At 35.0% G+C, this 17,571-nt stretch carries 13 protein-coding genes; 1 reads left to right on the plus strand and 12 read right to left on the minus strand.

The window, feature by feature from the left end; all coding sequences use genetic code 11:
• Positions 1-120: 120 nt before the first annotated feature.
• The 12 genes from R2Q84_RS02250 to R2Q84_RS02305 all read right to left on the minus strand — a co-directional run bounded on the left by R2Q84_RS02250 (position 121) and on the right by R2Q84_RS02305 (position 13,676).
• On the minus strand, positions 121-1,401 hold the full coding sequence (locus R2Q84_RS02250) for an O-antigen ligase family protein (protein ID WP_316814895.1): 1,281 nt from the start codon (positions 1,399-1,401) through the stop codon (positions 121-123).
• Positions 1,402-1,452: 51 nt separating this feature from the next.
• Positions 1,453-3,612, minus strand: coding sequence for an AAA family ATPase (locus tag R2Q84_RS02255; RefSeq protein WP_316814896.1), 2,160 nt, complete (start codon positions 3,610-3,612; stop codon positions 1,453-1,455).
• Between the two features lie 19 nt (positions 3,613-3,631).
• Complete coding sequence (locus R2Q84_RS02260) at positions 3,632-4,306, minus strand: TolC family protein (protein ID WP_316814897.1); 675 nt, start codon at positions 4,304-4,306, stop codon at positions 3,632-3,634.
• Between the two features lie 148 nt (positions 4,307-4,454).
• Complete coding sequence (locus R2Q84_RS02265; protein ID WP_316814898.1) at positions 4,455-5,540, minus strand: sugar transferase; 1,086 nt, start codon at positions 5,538-5,540, stop codon at positions 4,455-4,457.
• Positions 5,537-5,920, minus strand: a complete 384-nt coding sequence (locus tag R2Q84_RS02270) for a response regulator (RefSeq protein ID WP_316814899.1) — start codon at positions 5,918-5,920, stop codon at positions 5,537-5,539. The genes R2Q84_RS02265 and R2Q84_RS02270 overlap by 4 nt, the downstream gene beginning before the upstream one ends.
• Positions 5,921-6,250: 330 nt before the next feature.
• The gene (locus R2Q84_RS02275) at positions 6,251-6,619 is read right to left on the minus strand and encodes a hypothetical protein (protein WP_316814900.1); all 369 of its coding nucleotides are present in this window, start codon (positions 6,617-6,619) and stop codon (positions 6,251-6,253) included.
• Between the two features lie 207 nt (positions 6,620-6,826).
• Positions 6,827-7,822, minus strand: a complete 996-nt coding sequence (locus R2Q84_RS02280) for a glycosyltransferase family 2 protein (protein ID WP_316814901.1) — start codon at positions 7,820-7,822, stop codon at positions 6,827-6,829.
• A gap of 27 nt (positions 7,823-7,849) precedes the next feature.
• A complete protein-coding gene (locus R2Q84_RS02285; RefSeq protein WP_316814902.1) occupies positions 7,850-9,904 on the minus strand; it encodes a glycosyltransferase in 2,055 nt (684 codons plus the stop codon).
• Positions 9,905-9,906: 2 nt separating this feature from the next.
• Positions 9,907-11,160, minus strand: a complete 1,254-nt coding sequence (locus tag R2Q84_RS02290; RefSeq protein ID WP_316814903.1) for an ABC transporter ATP-binding protein — start codon at positions 11,158-11,160, stop codon at positions 9,907-9,909.
• 10 nt (positions 11,161-11,170) lie between these two features.
• Positions 11,171-12,037 (minus strand): ABC transporter permease, encoded by an 867-nt coding sequence (locus R2Q84_RS02295; RefSeq protein ID WP_316814904.1) that lies wholly within the window; start codon positions 12,035-12,037, stop codon positions 11,171-11,173.
• Positions 12,038-13,003, minus strand: a complete 966-nt coding sequence (locus R2Q84_RS02300; RefSeq protein WP_316814905.1) for a polysaccharide deacetylase family protein — start codon at positions 13,001-13,003, stop codon at positions 12,038-12,040.
• Positions 13,004-13,007: 4 nt separating this feature from the next.
• Positions 13,008-13,676, minus strand: a complete 669-nt coding sequence (locus tag R2Q84_RS02305) for a methyltransferase domain-containing protein (protein WP_316814906.1) — start codon at positions 13,674-13,676, stop codon at positions 13,008-13,010.
• Between the two features lie 314 nt (positions 13,677-13,990).
• Here R2Q84_RS02305 and R2Q84_RS02310 point away from each other — a divergent pair, with 314 nt between their 5' ends.
• Positions 13,991-17,530: a response regulator gene (locus tag R2Q84_RS02310; RefSeq protein ID WP_316814907.1), complete on the plus strand. Its 3,540-nt coding sequence runs from the start codon at positions 13,991-13,993 to the stop codon at positions 17,528-17,530.
• The last annotated feature ends 41 nt before the right edge of the window (positions 17,531-17,571 follow it).

Below are 17,571 nucleotides of genomic sequence, written 5' to 3' on the forward strand. Positions count from 1 at the left end.
ATTTTGATATAATTTAACTATTTATTGCTCAGCTTTCTTCTTCATCATCTTTAATCCATTGATAATTCCGAGAATCAGAAAAATAGCAGCTGGAAGTCCAAATATTTCGTAAGGCATAAATTAAACAGTTAATAGTTTTTCTTCCTTAATCTCTTTATCCCAACCCGGCATCTTATATATAAAAACCCAGGACATATATATTACAACTGAAGATGGCATAGTATTAATTATTTCATTACCATAGCTACAGAATAGAATACCTGCAATTCCTGAAGTTATAGCTATTCCTTTCACCCTTAACCCTTCATCTTCAATTCGCCAAACAATACCACAGCACTTTCCAAGTATATACAGCATGCCACTAAACCAAATGGTAAAACCAATTATCCCGGTCATTGCCCAAATTTTTACCCAATAGCTATCTGGCTGAATGGTTGAAAGAAAACTATCAGCATTATATTTGGTACCATAATAACCAATAACACCCAAGCCTCCTCCGAATGGCCTGGAGCTCATATATTCTCCTAGAATTTTTTGAGAAACTAGTCTTACTTGTAACGAAGGATCATCTGGATTCAGCGCAGACCGAAATCTATAAATATTATAGTTCCCATTTCCGATATAAGTAAATTTTAGAAAACAAATAAATCCTACCGCCAGAATTCCACAAACGATCAATACTTTAAAACGTTTGCTCAATACAATCGCAACAAAAGCACCAATAATCAATGCAAAAAAAGCACCTCTTGTTCCAGATATCATCATCCCATAAAACATAAGAGCTGAACATCCTAACAATAAAACCTTAATTTTCTTATTAAAAGGACCAAATACCAAAATAAGTGTCAACAAGCTGATATGTGCCTGAGATGAACCAAACTGTGCAGCCTCAGAATACATTGAAAATACACGTAAACGACCCCAAAGCAAATGGGTAATTGCTCCTCCCTCTTCTAAAAACCTTGCGTCTCCCTGCGACAGACCTATATGCAGTTGCTTAACGCCGTACAAAGCAGCCAACGTAGAAAACCCAACGACAATAATTAAGAATATATTCAAATCCTTCTTATTGTTAATCGCCAAAAGAGAAAGTGATACGATTAAAAAAGGAATCAAAGCAACGGGGACAATTTCCCTCACCCAACCATCAAAACTTGCTCCTTCTGGATTAAAAACCTCTAAAATGCAAAATACAAACCAACCCAATATAATGTAACACAAGTCGCTCTTTAAAGCAGGCCAATCCTGATTTGAGGATCTGATAGCAGCCAACATTAATCCGAAAAAAGGTAGGGATATACTTATAATATCACTAGGTATTTTTAAATCAAACTGCCTAACAACAAATTGTATTGTGAAACTATAGATAAGAACTAAAAACAATAGAAATTTGGAATTCATAGCATTGTGATAAAAAATAGTTTAAAATAATTATCAAACTCCTAAATGAAATTAAGAGACCTGACTATTTTTAATTTCACTTAGTTTGATTTTATTTAAAACCCATCCCAAAAAACCCGGTTGCTCCTTGAGGAAAGCTACAAATTCCTTTTCGTCGTCTGTTAAAGATTTACCTGCTTCAAAAACGGCGATATTCTTTTCAGTAAATGAAAGCCATTCCTTAGCCATATTGATATTTCTCAGGCTATCAATATCTATAATTACCAGATCAAATTCATTTTTCAGCACTTCAAAACCTGTTTTTAGGCTTCTTTCATTTTGAATTTCTAATAATGAAGAGCTTTCTTTATTTTTATTCAAGACAGTGATTAAATCTTCAGCTACCACCTCTTTTTTAACTAAGAAAGATTCAAAATTCTGGCTCCGTACGATTGCCTTAGAATCAGACTTATCGGCAGAAACAGGTTCCTCTCCTATCAGTAAAACCTTTTTTCCTACCATAGCAAAAGAATAAGCTAAATTATAAGCCGTATATGTTTTTCCTTCTCCATTTCCTAAGCTGGTAATACCTAAAATATTATTAGAATCTGCAGCTAAAGCAGCACTTATTTCAAAACGCAAAGATCTCAGTAAGTTTTTATATGTAATATAATTGCCATTATCGTTATCGTTCCAAATCGTTCTTATACCTCTTTCAGGAGTACTTACATAACTTAAATTACCTAAGACCTTAGATTTAGTTGCTAGTTCAAGCTGCGACGCTGTGCGAATAGTACTATCCAGGTTAAAAACCATACCAAGTACAAGTACACATAAGAATAAACTTCCTATACCCGACATTCCCAAAAACAATGTCTTTTTTGATGCCTCAGGCATACCCGGCACCCCATATTCTTCAATATTTAAACTAAGACCAATACTTCGGTCTGTTCTCGTTTGATTATATCTCGCTAAAGCATCTGTATATTCTTTAGTCGCAAGATCAGCGTCACGCATATAATTCTGAATCCCCGCATCAAAAGGCACCATAGCATAATACTTAGCCTTAGCTTCAGTCAACTCTTTATTAATAGATACAACACTACCATTCAATTGAGCCAAAGTCGTTTCTAAAGTATACTTCTGTTGTAACAGATTCTGCCTTGAAACCTGTGGATCAACAATATACTTATCAGAGTTGGCAATCGTTAAACTATTTTTAATTGCAACCAAAGAATCAACCCTCCTCTTATCGGAGATCTTGAATCCTCCATCAACATATTTCTTGTTAGCCAATTCCAACTGGCTATTAACTTTAATTATTTCCCCATTTTCACGAATAGCATCTCCGCCCATTTCAGGCTCTTTGCTACTTAGTTTTCTATCTATTGCATTAATGGTATTTTGGGTAGACTGTAAATCTCTGATCACCTGGGCTTTTCTATCTTCTGCCTGTGTAATTTGCTGATAAACCAGTTCTGATTGCTTATCCAGATTTAAAACACCATTGTTCATTTTAAAGTCTTTCAATGCAGCATTTTTGGCGTTCATTTCATCTTCTTTTCTCTTTAAATCAGACCCCAGTATTTCTATTGAATTACTTTGATTATAGTTTACCTCTGAACTAAAGGTTTTAATGAATTCACTTGCCAGTGTGTTAACAACAAATGCGGAAAGGTTTGGATCCTCAGATACGAAACTGATATCAACAAAATCACTATAGTTATTACTATGGGATACGTCTATTTTTTCTCCCAAATCACCCTCGCCGTAACCCATAGAAGAAACAATACCAAGTAGGTCATATTTTCCCTTTTTATCTTCTAATGTTAAAAGGGATTTCTTGTTAAGTTTTTCTTCAAATAACTTAACAACTTCTGCTCTATCATGAGTACTTAAAGAATCAATTTTTTTACTATACTTTTTGAAAGTCTTTCCAGGATTAGACAGATCATGAATAATTAAATTGTAGGAGAGGATATTGAGCATCTTCTTCATCTTTAATTTTTCCATTATCGTACTAAACTGCTGGCTGACTTTAAAAAAGTCAATATTTTGCTCGGTAATTTGTTTAGATTGATCCAACAATCCTGTAGAAAGTTTAACACTCGAGCTATATTCTTCTGGCAAATTCTTAACCAAGAAATAAGTAATAGTGACGGCAATAGCGGGAACCAAAATGAGTACCCATGTATATTTATATAAAAATTTTAAAAAACGCTTAATATCCATATTTCCTTTTTGAAAAGAATTATTTAACTTCCTCTAACTTCATACCTATAATCTCTTCCAATGCATCTTTTGCTTTAAGATAATTAACTTCAGATAAGATTTTAGCAGAACTTGATGTCGAAAGGTTGTTTCTGGATTGGTTATAAACATCCAATGAGATTTCTCCTTTTTCAAACTTATATTTTAAATTATCAGCTACATTTTTATTATCCATAGCAGACTGAGAATTCATTTTTACCTGATTTAACTGCAGGATATAGTCATAATATCTTGACTTCACGTCTTTAACCAAAGTTAAATCATAGTCCTGAGCCTCAAGCTTTGCAATCTTATAATCCATTTTAGACTTTTTAACCTGAAAAGGTCTCTGTAGCAAAGCACCTAGGCTGGTAGTTATTCCAAATTGGAAACCATTAATAGTGTAAGGGTTATTGACGTCAATAGCAATTCTATCATTAGGACGATAGTAATAAGCTGCAGTAAACATCTCAAGGTAATTTAATGTTGTAATTGTAACTTCGTTTTTAGCGATATCAGATTTTATTCCTACAACATCTCTACGAGGACTTTTCTTAGCTGCTTGTATGTACTTTTCTAAAGTAGCATAATCGATTTCTGAAATAATTGATTCCTGAGCAGAAAGTTTTAAGCTGCAACCGCAGATTAAAATTATTAATATGGCTAGATTTTTCATTTATTGAGCTTTTAAATGTTGTTTATTCGTTTAGATTAGGGTTGATTTTACTTTTAAATAGATAGTGTAGTAAAAAATTGATTTTGAAGCGTATTTAAATTATTCATTAGGTTATGATATTTATATTTGACATTACGTTATGATTTTACTAAACTTTTTCCTTTTGTATTAATGCAGGTATTGTTTTCAATATGATCTTTAAATCCAACAAAATCGAATAATTTGCCGCATAATAATTATCCAGCTCTTTTCTTTCCGTCTCTGACATATCTTTCTTCCCTCTTTTGCTGATCTGCCATAATCCAGTTAAACCTGCAGGTCCCAAAAAACGTGTAGACCACTCATTTGTAGTCAATTGTTCTGCCTCATACAAAGGCAAAGGCCTATTTCCAACTAACGACATATCTCCAATAAACACGTTAATCAACTGCGGTAATTCATCTATACTGGTTCTTCTTAAAAAAGCACCCAGTTTCGTAATCCTGGGATCATCTTTAAACTTTACAAATGCAGCCTTACCATTTTTCTTATTAGACTCATTAGCATACTGATTCAATTCAGCTATTGATGCTATCATCTGATCAGCATCACTCCTCATAGACCTGAATTTAAAAAAGTCAAAGATCTTATAACCAGCACCTACCCGTCTGCTCTTATAGATAATATCGCCTTTCGATTCTAATCTGATCAGGATGGCAACAATAACAAATACCGGCGCTAAAAAGAGCAGCGCACAACCTGATGCGATTACATCAAAAATCCTTTTTGTTAAGGGAGTCTGATACTCTACATCCATATGTTTAGAAAGCTCAAGTAACTTAGGCTTTATCAGTTTAAACTTTATTAAAAAATTAAGTCGCTCATAAAAATCTTCAATCGGGAAAGGATAAGTGTAATAATCATTAACCTGAAGTTTCAATGCTTTATTTCTCCATTCCTTATCTTCTTTAATGCCTAACAGCACTATAACTAAACCATGAAGTAAAGGATTACTCTTTATATAACTAACCTGTCCGAAACAATCTTTATTATCATCAACTTCAATTAAGATGATATCCGGCAAACTTAAAAGCGAACGATTATCCAGATAATTCTGAAAATCCTTCGGATTCTCCATGTGTTCAATATTGAAATTAGCCTCACAATCTTCAAACACAACGCTTTTAAGTAGTTTACCGAAGTACACAATTTTTGCGTTTATTTCAGGACGATTAATAGTAGTTGTTATCATCATGCGAGTAGTTCTGAGATATGAGACTTCAAAATTGCGGGATTAAAAGGTTTCTCCATAAAACGGTCTATTTTAAAAGACATCTCACTTACTTTCTCCTCCAAATCCTCAGCGCCAGACAATAATATCACTGGCGTATTTCTATAAAAACCACTTATTTTAAGATTCTTAATTAATGTACTTCCATCAAAATACGGCATCATTAAATCCGATATAATTAAATCAGGGTCATTCCCCTCTTCCAACCATGCAATTGCCTCTATACCACTCCTCTTTATAATCAAATCATACTCCGACGATAATATAAAAGTTAACAACTTAAGTATGCTTGGCTCATCATCCACAACTAGTATTATTTTTTTATTACCGTCTTTACTCTCCATAATGCATTAAGTGCTTCAATTTGTTCGTCTAGCAAAATTAATTCAAACTTAAACAAATATTCCCAACTACTTATTTATTAAAATGTTTTTTATTTCCAATAAAAAAACCATCATTTATTTAATAGTAAAAATAACAATTTGTTATAAAAAACATAATAAAATCACTTATTTTCAATCAATCAAAAATCTAATTAATAAAACACGATGCAATTTAAATTTTACAAATCACTTAAAAAAAGTTATTCCAACTGGAAAAGTATAAAAAAAAGCACATACCATCACCATACAAACACGCATACACGTATTGTTGAAACTTAATAAATCTAAAAATTACTTAGTATTAATCCTGAAAGAGCCCTTCCTAACTTCACCCTGAACACAAGAGTTAAGTTCGTTAGACACTACCCGCCCATACGAATCAATGATCATTAGTCGTATACCTTGATTTTGCAGCGACTTAAGTTGAGTTATCAAATTGAAGTCCGTCACGTAGAAGAAAGGAATATCTTCGCTACCATCCTTTACAGACACGTTAAAATCTTTATTCTGAACTGAATAGCTTATTTGACAATCGTTGCATTCTACCCTTAAAATGCCCTTATTACTAAGAACAACATTTGACAGATCATCTGTTAAGGATTCCTTTTTACAACTGGTAAAGGACAAAATGAGAAGAATCAATAGGGTTGAGATTTTCATTTTTATTACTTTTTCACTTAATTAAATGAAAAAATCACGCCACAACTCCGATTAGCCCACCTATTATTTAAAAAAACCATAGAAACCACTGTAAATAAAACATTTAACCACTACAAAAACCAAATCAATCCCATACATTGATAATACCCTTGGTTCATAAAATCAATAAATATTCACAATAATTCCCCAAATCGGGGAATTATCTCATCAAGCTGTTTGGTTTTTATAACCAATCATTCTTTTTACTAAAATTTTGATAACTCTGTGCAATGTACGTTTACTCGGATACATTTTAAATGCCTCCGTTACCTGCACAAATGCTGCTTTTGGATTGTTTTGCGTGTGGTATATCCTATCAGATAGTATCCCTACATAGATCGCATAGTTCATCCGTGCTTTTCTTCTTAAACTTTCCCTTTTATCCAAAGGCAGATAATTTTGAATAATATCAATTACTGTGGCTATATCTCTAATGTTTTGACCAGTCAGTAAAGAGTTACTCGTAATATTGCTTGAATGCACCCTGTAATTAGCCAACTTTCTGGGAGTATACACAACAGGATAATTTGCAGCAATACGGGTCCACATTTCCCAATCTTCACCATAATGCACAGCAAAAAAACCACCTAATTTCTCATATACTTCACGTTTTACCACAATACAGGGAGTTTGCAACAACTGGCCTTCAGCAAGTCGAAGTACCCAGTTATCAATTATACCCGGTTCATCTAATATTTTCTGACTATCCCATAACCATTTATCGTTCTCATCAATATCAGAGCACCCGGTAAACACTGCCCCAGCTTCCGGGTATTTTTCAAACAATTCACCAACTTCCTGATAAAACCCGGGCAACACCAAATCATCGCCATGTAAGATATGTACAAACTTTCCGCGGGCCCTGTTAATGCAGGTTTCAAAATTCCTCAGACTACCTACATTATGCGGTTGTTTATAAAAAGTAACTCTACCTTCACCCAGCTCCTGTACTAAAGCTTCAACATCTCCATCATTACTAAAATCGTCGACAACTTCAATCTGCATACTCTTAGTATCCGGAGCCTGCAACAACACACTACTAATTGTTTTGCGTAAATAATTGATGCAATTATAGGAAGGTATCATAACCGACCATAGTGGTCGATCAGGTCCAGGAACTAACGGAGCAATTTTAGGCGGTAATTTTGGGGTACGTTCAAGCATTTTATTCGTATTAAAATTCACTGATTATTAAGATGTGTAATAGTCTTGCCATACTTTAACTCCAGCTTCATAGGCTTCAATTTGTTTTCCACTTCTCAGTTTACTTTTTTGTCGTTCCAGAACTTTCATAACATAATCAAGCATCAAAATTTTATCAGCAGACATGTTAGCACCATGAATACGATAGGCTGCAATTTTTTCTGTATGTGTCACTGTTGGAAAATATCGGGTGATGTTAAGATTAATATCATAATCCTCACATGCTTTTAACTGCGGGTCAAAAAAGAATGAATAAAAAAGTTCCTTCCTATACATTACCGTTGCTTCCATCGCAATATAATTACCATTTAAAAGACCTTCATAGTTTTCAGCCCATCTCTCCGCAGGTTTTGATGTTGGTAACAGATTGCCCTCGTCATCAACCTTATCGTGCGAACCTGATACAAACACAACTTTACCATTATCAGAAAAATATTTGAGATTTATTTTAAAGGCATCGGCATACAAATAATCATCTGCATCTAAAAAAACTAAATAATTACCTGTACTATATCTTATTCCTGTATTACGGGCCCCCGAAAGTCCCAAACGTTCGGTACGAACATATTTTACATTTGGATAGCTGTTACATACACTTACAGTATTATCTGTTGATCCATCATCTACAACAATGATTTCTGTGTTTCTATGAGTTTGACCCAAGATGCTTTCAATAGCCTTGCTTAAATATCTACCATGATTATAACAGGGAATAACTACAGACACAACGGTACGTTCATCTACAACAGCATTTTCTTTCAGCGATTTAAGATAAAGTAAACTACCTTCCCTTATCACATTGCGGTGTTTTCGATAAAAAAGCCATCCGGAGATACAACCATGTATCTCGTTAAGGGTTTCAAAAAAACTACTCCAGCTAAGGTGCTTAACAGCCTGATATATTCTCCTGGCATAATAGTTAGGCAAGCTCTTTTTAAGGCGAAATAGATCACCGGAATGATGATAATTTTCATATTGTACAAATATTGAACTAACCTGCCCTCGCATATAATTGAAAATCTGACTTTTTAATGAAGCCATTTCTTCACGATGCTGGTGATAGACAAATAATTGCGGATAATAATTACATTGGTACCCCTCTGCCATTATACGGTACCAAAATTCGGAATCTCCACTGCATCCTGATGCACCTACATCCAATCGCTCATCAAACCATCCCACAAGATCAAAAACCTCTCGTCTGAAAGCCATATTTGCACCTGCGCCTACTTCCCATGCCGGCACTCCAATGTTAACGTTAGCATCAAAATATGCGGATCCAAATATCTTAGGTAAATAACCTTTGTTAAAACCCCAGTCTTTTTCAAAAGTATACTGCGCCTTAGTTTTTAAGCTGACTGGTATAACCAATCCGGTAACGGCCATCGTTTTAGGATCCCTAAATACTGTTTTAAGTAAACTGCTCCAGTTTGGTTCCACAATTACATCATCATCTGTATAGGCGATAATGCCATGTGTTGCGTATCTTGCTCCTGTATTACGTGCCACGTCTAAACCTTTAAGGGGTTCCTTCACGTATTTTACATCAGGGTATTTTTTAATGACCTGCTCCGTACGATCATCATCAGGTGCATTATCCACAACAATTAATTCAAAATCTTTATCATGCGAAGCCATCAGCGCTTTGACACAATCATCAATTGCCTGTGGCCGGTTTCGGGTGCAAATAACAATCGAAAGTTTTTCGCTATCAGCCTTTCCATCAATTTGCAAGGGAATAATAAGATCAAGTTCCTGCTTAAGATTCTCCTTATCACTTGCTAAAAGGTAATTTTTCCAGAATGTCTGGTCGCCTTTTCCCTGAACGGAGGCATAATAAGCAACGGTTTTTTCAATTGCCTCCAACACCTTTTGATTGAAAGAGATACGTTCAAAACTATCATCTTCATTATATAGCCAAATGTGGCCTAACGGTATATTTTTCCACCAAAAAACCAGGTAGTAGTTAATCCTTGACGGACTAAACTGATCAAGTTGATCAACCTGAAGATGCTCAATTGTAAAAGGCTTAAAATTTTTCATATTTAAAACTTGTCCTGTTGTAGTTCTATCTTAAACTTTGGCCTAACGGCGCCAACCCAGTCACCATACCACGTTGTATTTTCTCTAAAATCCTCAACATCAAAAGATAAACATTCTTCAAAATCAAACAAAGAGCTGCTGTTGTTTTTCACAAACAATAAGTCTATTAAATAGGAGCCATTATTTAGAAAGTCGCCAGGGATGGTACATTTTCCTTTGATCAACCCTTTACTGTACCTGTTTGCCGGAGAGGGAACATCAAAAATACAATCGCCCATTACTGTATTTAAAAGCACATTTACCCCCAGATCCATTTCTTCAGCGGGGAAATACCAAAATTCAAATTCAATAATCAAAGGTGTTCTAATATCAATGATATTGTTGGAATCCAGGTATTGTGGCAGCATTTCTACACGCTTAACGCGGATATTTTCGTTTCCAGGCGCGGTATTAGGATCAGGATATACACTATTTAGAGACAACGTTTGTTCACGCTTTAAATAATTAGATATTACATCTTGCGTATTCCCCATATCAATAAGGCGGCCCTTTTCCAGGTAAATAGCTTTAGTACATAAATTTTTGAGCGCCTGCGAATTATGGCTCACAAAAAGTACGGTCTTACCCTCCTCCGCTGACACCTGTTTCATCTTACCCAAACATTTTTTCTGAAATTCAGCATCACCTACGGCCAGTACTTCGTCAACGATAAGTATTTCGGGGTCTAAATGCGCTGCTATGGCAAACGCAAGCCTAACGTACATACCACTTGAATAACGTTTCACCGGAGTATCTAAAAAACGTTCAATACCCGAAAAAGCTACTATTTCATCAAACTTAGATTTAATCTCATTTTTGTGCATCCCCAGGATCTGACCATTTAAAAAAATATTCTCACGCCCTGTTAGTTCTGCATGAAATCCGGTTCCAACTTCCAAAAGACTTGCAATGCGTCCTTTTCCTTTAATTGTTCCTGTGGTTGGGCGGGTAATACGTGAAAGTACCTTTAATAAAGTTGATTTTCCTGCTCCATTTTTACCAACAAAACCTACCACATCCCCTTTCATTATTTCGAAGTCAATATCTTTAAGCGCCCATAGCTCATTTGCTTTAGGTTCAATACCAATATTATTACTACCTGCTGAAAACGTATTTTTCCATAAATTTTGCAGGTCTTCTTTAAATGATCCTGATCCGATTACCCCTAAGCGATAATATTTTGATATGTTTTCTGCTTTTAATATTAGGTTACTCATTTTTTATCGCTTAAATAATGTCCATCACTTCTGTCTCGCGTCTTTTGAACAGAACCAACCCAAGGATTAATATAATAGTAGTATTAATAACTGCTAATAGCAAATAGTTATACTGGATCGCACCCTGATGAAAAAACACAGCTCTAAAAGTCTCGATAATCGGCGTTAAAGGGTTTAACCAAAATAGAAACTGATACTTTGCAGGTACTATCGAACTTGGAAAAACAACGGGGGTAACAAACATACCTAAGCGAAGTATATATTGAAAAAAAGTATCTACATCGCGATACCGCGCTGTAAAAACAGAGATTAATAACCCGGAACCTAAGGCAAAAGCTGCAGTTAATAATATTAAAAATGGAATAAGCAACAAAGTATAGGACAGCTTGAACTGATCATATGCGATATAATAAAATACAAAGATAATTATGAACAGCAGAAACTGTATTGACAATCTTACCGTCTGGGTAATGATATTACTTATTGGCATAATCAATCTTGGGAAGTATACTTTATTGAAAATGTGTGCATTCGAGATAAAGGTATACATGGTACCTGAGATACTGTCGTTAAAGAAAGTCCATATAATAGTACCCGACAAATAGAACAAGATTTTAGGAACACCGTCAGTTGATACATTAGCAAAAGTACCAAACACAACCAAATAAATTAAAGTAGTTATAAGAGGTTGTAAAAACATCCAGAGCGGGCCAATTATGGTTTGCTGGTAACTAGCAAGTAAATCACGGCGCACAAAACGCATAATTAATCCGCGATAAGCATAGAGGTCACGTAGGCCTAATTTAAACCAGCTTTGGGCAGCGTTTATTTCCCATTGCCACTTCTCTGTTATATCTTCTTTTTCGTTAATATTCATTTAAAATAAGCTATTGTTTTTCATCCAATTCTTAAGGTGGAACTTAAACGTTTTCCCATCCCAGTTACCTACCTGAAAACGTGGTATAGTGAGATGATAAGTATCAGCTTTAAAATGATGGGGATCTGTAGTAAATGCCAGTTCTACATCGGAATCAGCCAAAATATCTAAAGTATCTTGATTCCAGCCACCATGTGGATACGCCAGATATTTAACACGGTTATCCGTTAATTCATTTAAAAAGGAAATCCCGCCCAGTATCTCATTTTTTTGATAATCATAATGAAAATCAGGCAAAAAAGGATGTGTCATTGTATGCGCACCAATAGTAAAAAGCTTATTTGATTGTAAATCTAGTAACTCAGTTTTATCCATTGTAAAATATTCCGACCTATTATCCGTGTTGTTCGCCCAGGCTTCAAGTGCTTTGATAAAGGCCTGATGCTGTGTTGCCGGCATTTTTCTAACAATAATACAAAGTTTGAAATACAGATCACTAGGGCTAACCATATTTTTAGAACTGCCAATATTCCACGAAATATCTTCCGGATACGTAAGTATTAATTTGTTGGGCAGATTAGCAGATTGCAGGCAAATACGTTCCAGTGCATCCCACCAAAACTCTTGTTGTTCACCAATGGAATTAGTAGGAATAAAAAATGTTGCCGGAGTATTAAACTTCTCAAGTAATGGTTTTGCGACTAAATAGTTATCACGATATCCATCATCAAAAGTAACAACTGTTGTATTCGAAGGCATTTTGTTTTTTTTAGCAAGTATGCCTGTCAATTCATTTACAGAAATTACATTATAGGCTTTTAACACTTTTAAGTGTTCTTCGAAATTCTCAGGACTAACAGCAAGATCCCAGGGATCTGATATAGGGTTTGCTATCCGGTGGTACATTAATACAACACCGCGACGAGCATATCTATTTTTTACTTTGGATAGTAATGAACGTAGCATTAAGCTATTTTGTTAATTGAATAGTCACGATAACACTAAATGCAGGATCCCTTACATCAAGTTTCCATTTATCCACTTCATCAATTCCGGCTCCATATAAGAAAGTTGTGGCAGCATATACATTGCCAAAAGTTTCAATCGTATAACTACTTGCAGGAAACAACTCTTCGAAAATCTTTCTCATAGAATGCTCATTAAACGACCAAAGCCAGTATTTACCCCATTCTCCCCGGTCGATTGGACTTATCCCCGGAGTTGTTAACAATAATACGCCATCCTTTTTAAGAATTCGGTAACAATGTTTTAGCGCAGACGTATAATCATAGATAAGATGTAATGTTTGTGTAAGTATAATACAATCAAAATGATCGGAAGGTAAATCCCCCCCTTTACTTAAATCCCCAATATAGGTAGCACCGGGTGTGCCGGCATTTAGATGTAAAACATCACTTTTAGTAACATTGTTTCCACCGTATTTTAACGTGTATGCGTTATCCGCGACCTCTAAAACATTGCCCTTAATATGAGCGGATTGTTCCGCTAAAAAATTTTCGATATAGTAACGATCTACCGCTCCTCCACGGTCAAAGCCGAAATCACCACTAAATGGTTTTACTGAATTAAAATCACCCCAGCTGATTTTACCCTGAGCAGGTACAAATCCTGGATGCATATTTAATCGGTTTGCTAACCTTTTAATAAAGTTCGGTGTGTACTTTTTTAGTCTAACTTTTAAATTTTTGTCCATTAAGCGTAATAATCAGAAGGTAATGCAACAGTCTTGATTTCCTAGCGCAAGATAATAATATCAGGAGAAGTTTCGATAATATTGTAATCAAATCTATAAAGATATTCAGGATCAATACCAAACGTTACGGAGGAAGATACTACTTTTTATATCTTTTATACGATTTACTTACTCATATTATGTTTAAATAACTATTTTTACCTTGTTGTTAAGAAAAGGTTCCTGACAATCATTTTCATATGAAATATACACCACTTCCCGAAAATGAAAAAGAACGACTGAAAGTGTTGCAAAACTCTAAGACATTCGATGCAGTATCTGAAGCTCATTTTGAACGTATCACAGAATTAGCATCATCAATATGCGACACAAACATTGCATTTATTACCTTAATTGATAATAAAAAACAGTGGTACAGATCAAACAAAATGTTCTCCTCTGATGAAATCGCTATAGAAAATGATTTTTATAAACAAACTGTCAAAGGGCCTGATTTTACCGAAGTAGTTAATGTAACTGCTGATCCCCGGTTCAAAACAAACCAAAGTCACCAATATATTAAAATCATCTATTATGCTGGTTTTCCTTTAATTGACACAGAGGGGATAACTATTGGAGCCTTATCCGTTTTTGATACAAAAATTAGAAAAGAGCTAACTGCCAAGCAAAAAAGACTACTGGAATTATTATCTACAGAAATAGTTTCATTAGTAAATCAAATCAAAAGCAAAAAAGAATTAAATCACTTTCTAAAACTTTATAAACTTTCTCCGGATTTAATTTGTGAAGCAGACATACAAGGGGTATTGCAAAAAATAAATCCGGCATTCATAAGCACCCTGGGCTGGACTGAAGAAGATTTATTAAACAACTCATTTTACAATTTCCTTCACCCATACGACTTACAGTCGACAAGTGATGAATTTAAACGACTGGATTCAGGTAAAAATGCAGTAAGTTTCACGAATCGTTTTAAAACAAAAAAAGGCGAGTATAAAACCTTACAATGGACCGCCACAATTGAAACAGATTCTCACAAAGTACTTGCTATTGCAAGAGATGTTACAAAAGACAAAAATATTCAGCAAAAGATTTCCAATAGTGAAAACAAATTAAAAACTTTTGTTGAAAATAGTCAGGGCTTCATGTTTACCCATGACCTCCTTGGTAATTTCCTCTTTATCAATAACAACGGCCCCCAACATCTGGGTTTCACAAAAACAGAAATGCAAACCATGAGTTTGTTTGATCTGATCGGTAGAGAACACCACTCAAATCTTGACAACTATTTGCTTGAACTCAAAAATAATGGAAAAGCAGAAGGCATAGTCACTACAAAGCATAAAAAAGGCAAGAATATCATATGGATTTTCAACAGTGCTGTAGAAAATCTATCAACAAGTAAACCTTACGTAATTTGTAATTCCATTGACATTACAGAAAGACACAACCTGGCAAAGGAATTAAAAAACAAAAATAACAGGCTTGAACAAGCTAGTATTACTGCCCGACTGGGAAATTGGGAGTTAGATTTAGCTGCCCGGAAACTAATCTGGTCAGACGTTGCAAGGGAAATATTTGAAGTTGACAACAACTTTGAACCAAATCCTGAAAATGAGCTATTCTTTTACAAGGCAGGAACTGCCCGGGACAGCAAATTTAATGCATTAAATGCAGCAGTCTTACATGGTAACAAATGGGATCTGGAACTAGAGTTAACAACTGCCAAAGGGAATAACATTTGGATAAGGTCAATAGGTATTCCTGATTTTGTTGATGGCAGATGTAACAAAATAAGAGGCACCATTCAGGATATTACCAAAATCAAGCAAATGGAGGCTAGCCTTATGTCGGCCAAAGAAGAGGCGGAATTGGCAAATAAAGCTAAATCAGAATTTCTGGCAAATATGAGCCACGAAATTCGCACTCCACTAAATGGCATAATTGGCTTTACTGATTTGCTCATCAAAACGCAATTAAACGAAACACAGCAACAGTATTTATCCATAGTTACCCAATCTGGGAATGCCCTACTCAATACCATCAATGATATTTTAGATTTTTCTAAAATTGAAGCTGGTAAACTGGAAATGAACCGTTCCAAATTTAATTTATATGAAATGGCAGAAGAGTCTGCCGACGTAATTAAATATCAGGTTCAAAGCAAAGGACTTGAAATGTTGCTAAATATTTCATCTGATCTACCAAAATACATTTGGGCAGATGAATTGCGTCTCAAACAGATTCTCATCAATCTACTAGGTAATGCCGTTAAATTCACCGAAAAAGGAGAGATTGAACTAAAAGTAGAAGCTTTAACAGATCCGGAGCAAAAAGAAATAAAGTATAAATTTGCGGTAAGAGATACTGGAATAGGAATTAACCCAGACAAAAAGCTTAAGATATTTGATGCGTTCTCCCAGGAAGATGCATCTACAACAAAAAGATACGGAGGTACAGGCCTCGGGCTTACCATTTCAAACAAATTACTGGGTTTGATGAATAGCAAACTTCAGGTCGAAAGTATTCCAGGTAAAGGAAGTACTTTTTATTTTGAAATAGTCCTCCAGTCTGAAGCTGGTGAATCTTTGGAAGTACAAAACCTAGATTCCATTAAAAAAGTGCTCATCGTCGACGATAACACAAACAACAGGTTAATTATCAACAAGATGCTTTCATTAAAGCAGATTAAATCTGTTGAAGCTGACAGTGGTCGGGAAGCAATCAAATTAATCTCAGCCGGCGAAAAATACGATGTAATCCTAATGGATTATCATATGCCTGAGCTGGACGGACTTGAAACAATAAAAAAGATAAGGGAGATCTTAAAAGACTCCAACAATGAACAGTCAATCATCTTACTTCATAGCTCTTCCGATGAAACGATTATAAAAGCTTGCGAAAGGTTAAATGTACACCATCGTTTACTAAAACCAATAAAACTAAAAGACATGTATAATTCTCTTTTCAGGGTTATCTCTAAAAAACCTGAAAAGAACGCCATTATTGTACAGGAACCGGAACGAATGGATGATCCTATTCAGGTTTTGATAGCCGAGGACAATGCTGTAAACATGCTTTTAGCAAAAACTATTGTAAGAAGGATTGCACCAAATGCTACCATTTTTGAAGCGAAAAATGGATTGGAAGCGCTTGACATTTATAAAAACACAAAAATTGATATCGTTTTAATGGATATCCAAATGCCGGAAATGAATGGTTATGAAGCCACCAAAAAGATCCGAAACGTTAAGCATAAAGGCCACACCCCTATCATTGCACTCACAGCCGGAAATGTAAAAGGAGAAAAAGAAAAATGTTTTGCAGCTGGCATGGATGATTTCATTTCAAAACCTGTAGTTGCCCATACCATTGCACTATCATTAAAAAAATGGTTGAAAAATCCTAAAGAAGATCCACATAGTGAACTGTCTTTATCACCTTCTGAAAACGCAACACACCATTTTAACATCGAGTTACTTAAAGAATACGTTGGAGATGATGAAAGCGTATTAACAAAAGTACTATCCTTACTCAGAACCGAACTCATGAACTTTGCTAAAGAGTTTAAAGAGCACGTAATAAATAAAGATTTAAGTAAAATACAGGAGCTAGGCCACAAAATGTACGACACATCAATTGTATCAGGACTTACCGCTCTTGCAATCATAGCAAAAAAAATAGGAGCTGTCTACACCTATGATGATGCCGAAATAAATGAATTGCTGTCTCTAACCCAACAGGAAATAAAGACTGCGATCAGCCTGATTATTAAATAAAAAATCCCCATAAAATATTTTATGGGGATTTTTTATATTTA

This window comes from Pedobacter nyackensis (assembly GCF_032678475.1).
GTDB classification, from domain to species: domain Bacteria; phylum Bacteroidota; class Bacteroidia; order Sphingobacteriales; family Sphingobacteriaceae; genus Pedobacter; species Pedobacter nyackensis_A.

What these genes read in the sequence shown, in the direction of transcription:
- R2Q84_RS02250 (WP_316814895.1), bottom strand. Translation starts at nt 1,401, where the DNA reads ATGAATTCCAAATTTCTATTGTTTTTAGTTCTTATCTATAGTTTCACA.
- R2Q84_RS02255 (WP_316814896.1), bottom strand. Translation starts at nt 3,612, where the DNA reads ATGGATATTAAGCGTTTTTTAAAATTTTTATATAAATATACATGGGTA.
- R2Q84_RS02260 (WP_316814897.1), bottom strand. Translation starts at nt 4,306, where the DNA reads ATGAAAAATCTAGCCATATTAATAATTTTAATCTGCGGTTGCAGCTTA.
- R2Q84_RS02265 (WP_316814898.1), bottom strand. Translation starts at nt 5,540, where the DNA reads ATGATGATAACAACTACTATTAATCGTCCTGAAATAAACGCAAAAATT.
- R2Q84_RS02270 (WP_316814899.1), bottom strand. Translation starts at nt 5,920, where the DNA reads ATGGAGAGTAAAGACGGTAATAAAAAAATAATACTAGTTGTGGATGAT.
- R2Q84_RS02275 (WP_316814900.1), bottom strand. Translation starts at nt 6,619, where the DNA reads ATGAAAATCTCAACCCTATTGATTCTTCTCATTTTGTCCTTTACCAGT.
- R2Q84_RS02280 (WP_316814901.1), bottom strand. Translation starts at nt 7,822, where the DNA reads ATGCTTGAACGTACCCCAAAATTACCGCCTAAAATTGCTCCGTTAGTT.
- R2Q84_RS02285 (WP_316814902.1), bottom strand. Translation starts at nt 9,904, where the DNA reads ATGAAAAATTTTAAGCCTTTTACAATTGAGCATCTTCAGGTTGATCAA.
- R2Q84_RS02290 (WP_316814903.1), bottom strand. Translation starts at nt 11,160, where the DNA reads ATGAGTAACCTAATATTAAAAGCAGAAAACATATCAAAATATTATCGC.
- R2Q84_RS02295 (WP_316814904.1), bottom strand. Translation starts at nt 12,037, where the DNA reads ATGAATATTAACGAAAAAGAAGATATAACAGAGAAGTGGCAATGGGAA.
- R2Q84_RS02300 (WP_316814905.1), bottom strand. Translation starts at nt 13,003, where the DNA reads ATGCTACGTTCATTACTATCCAAAGTAAAAAATAGATATGCTCGTCGC.
- R2Q84_RS02305 (WP_316814906.1), bottom strand. Translation starts at nt 13,676, where the DNA reads ATGCATCCAGGATTTGTACCTGCTCAGGGTAAAATCAGCTGGGGTGAT.
- R2Q84_RS02310 (WP_316814907.1), top strand. Translation starts at nt 13,991, where the DNA reads ATGAAATATACACCACTTCCCGAAAATGAAAAAGAACGACTGAAAGTG.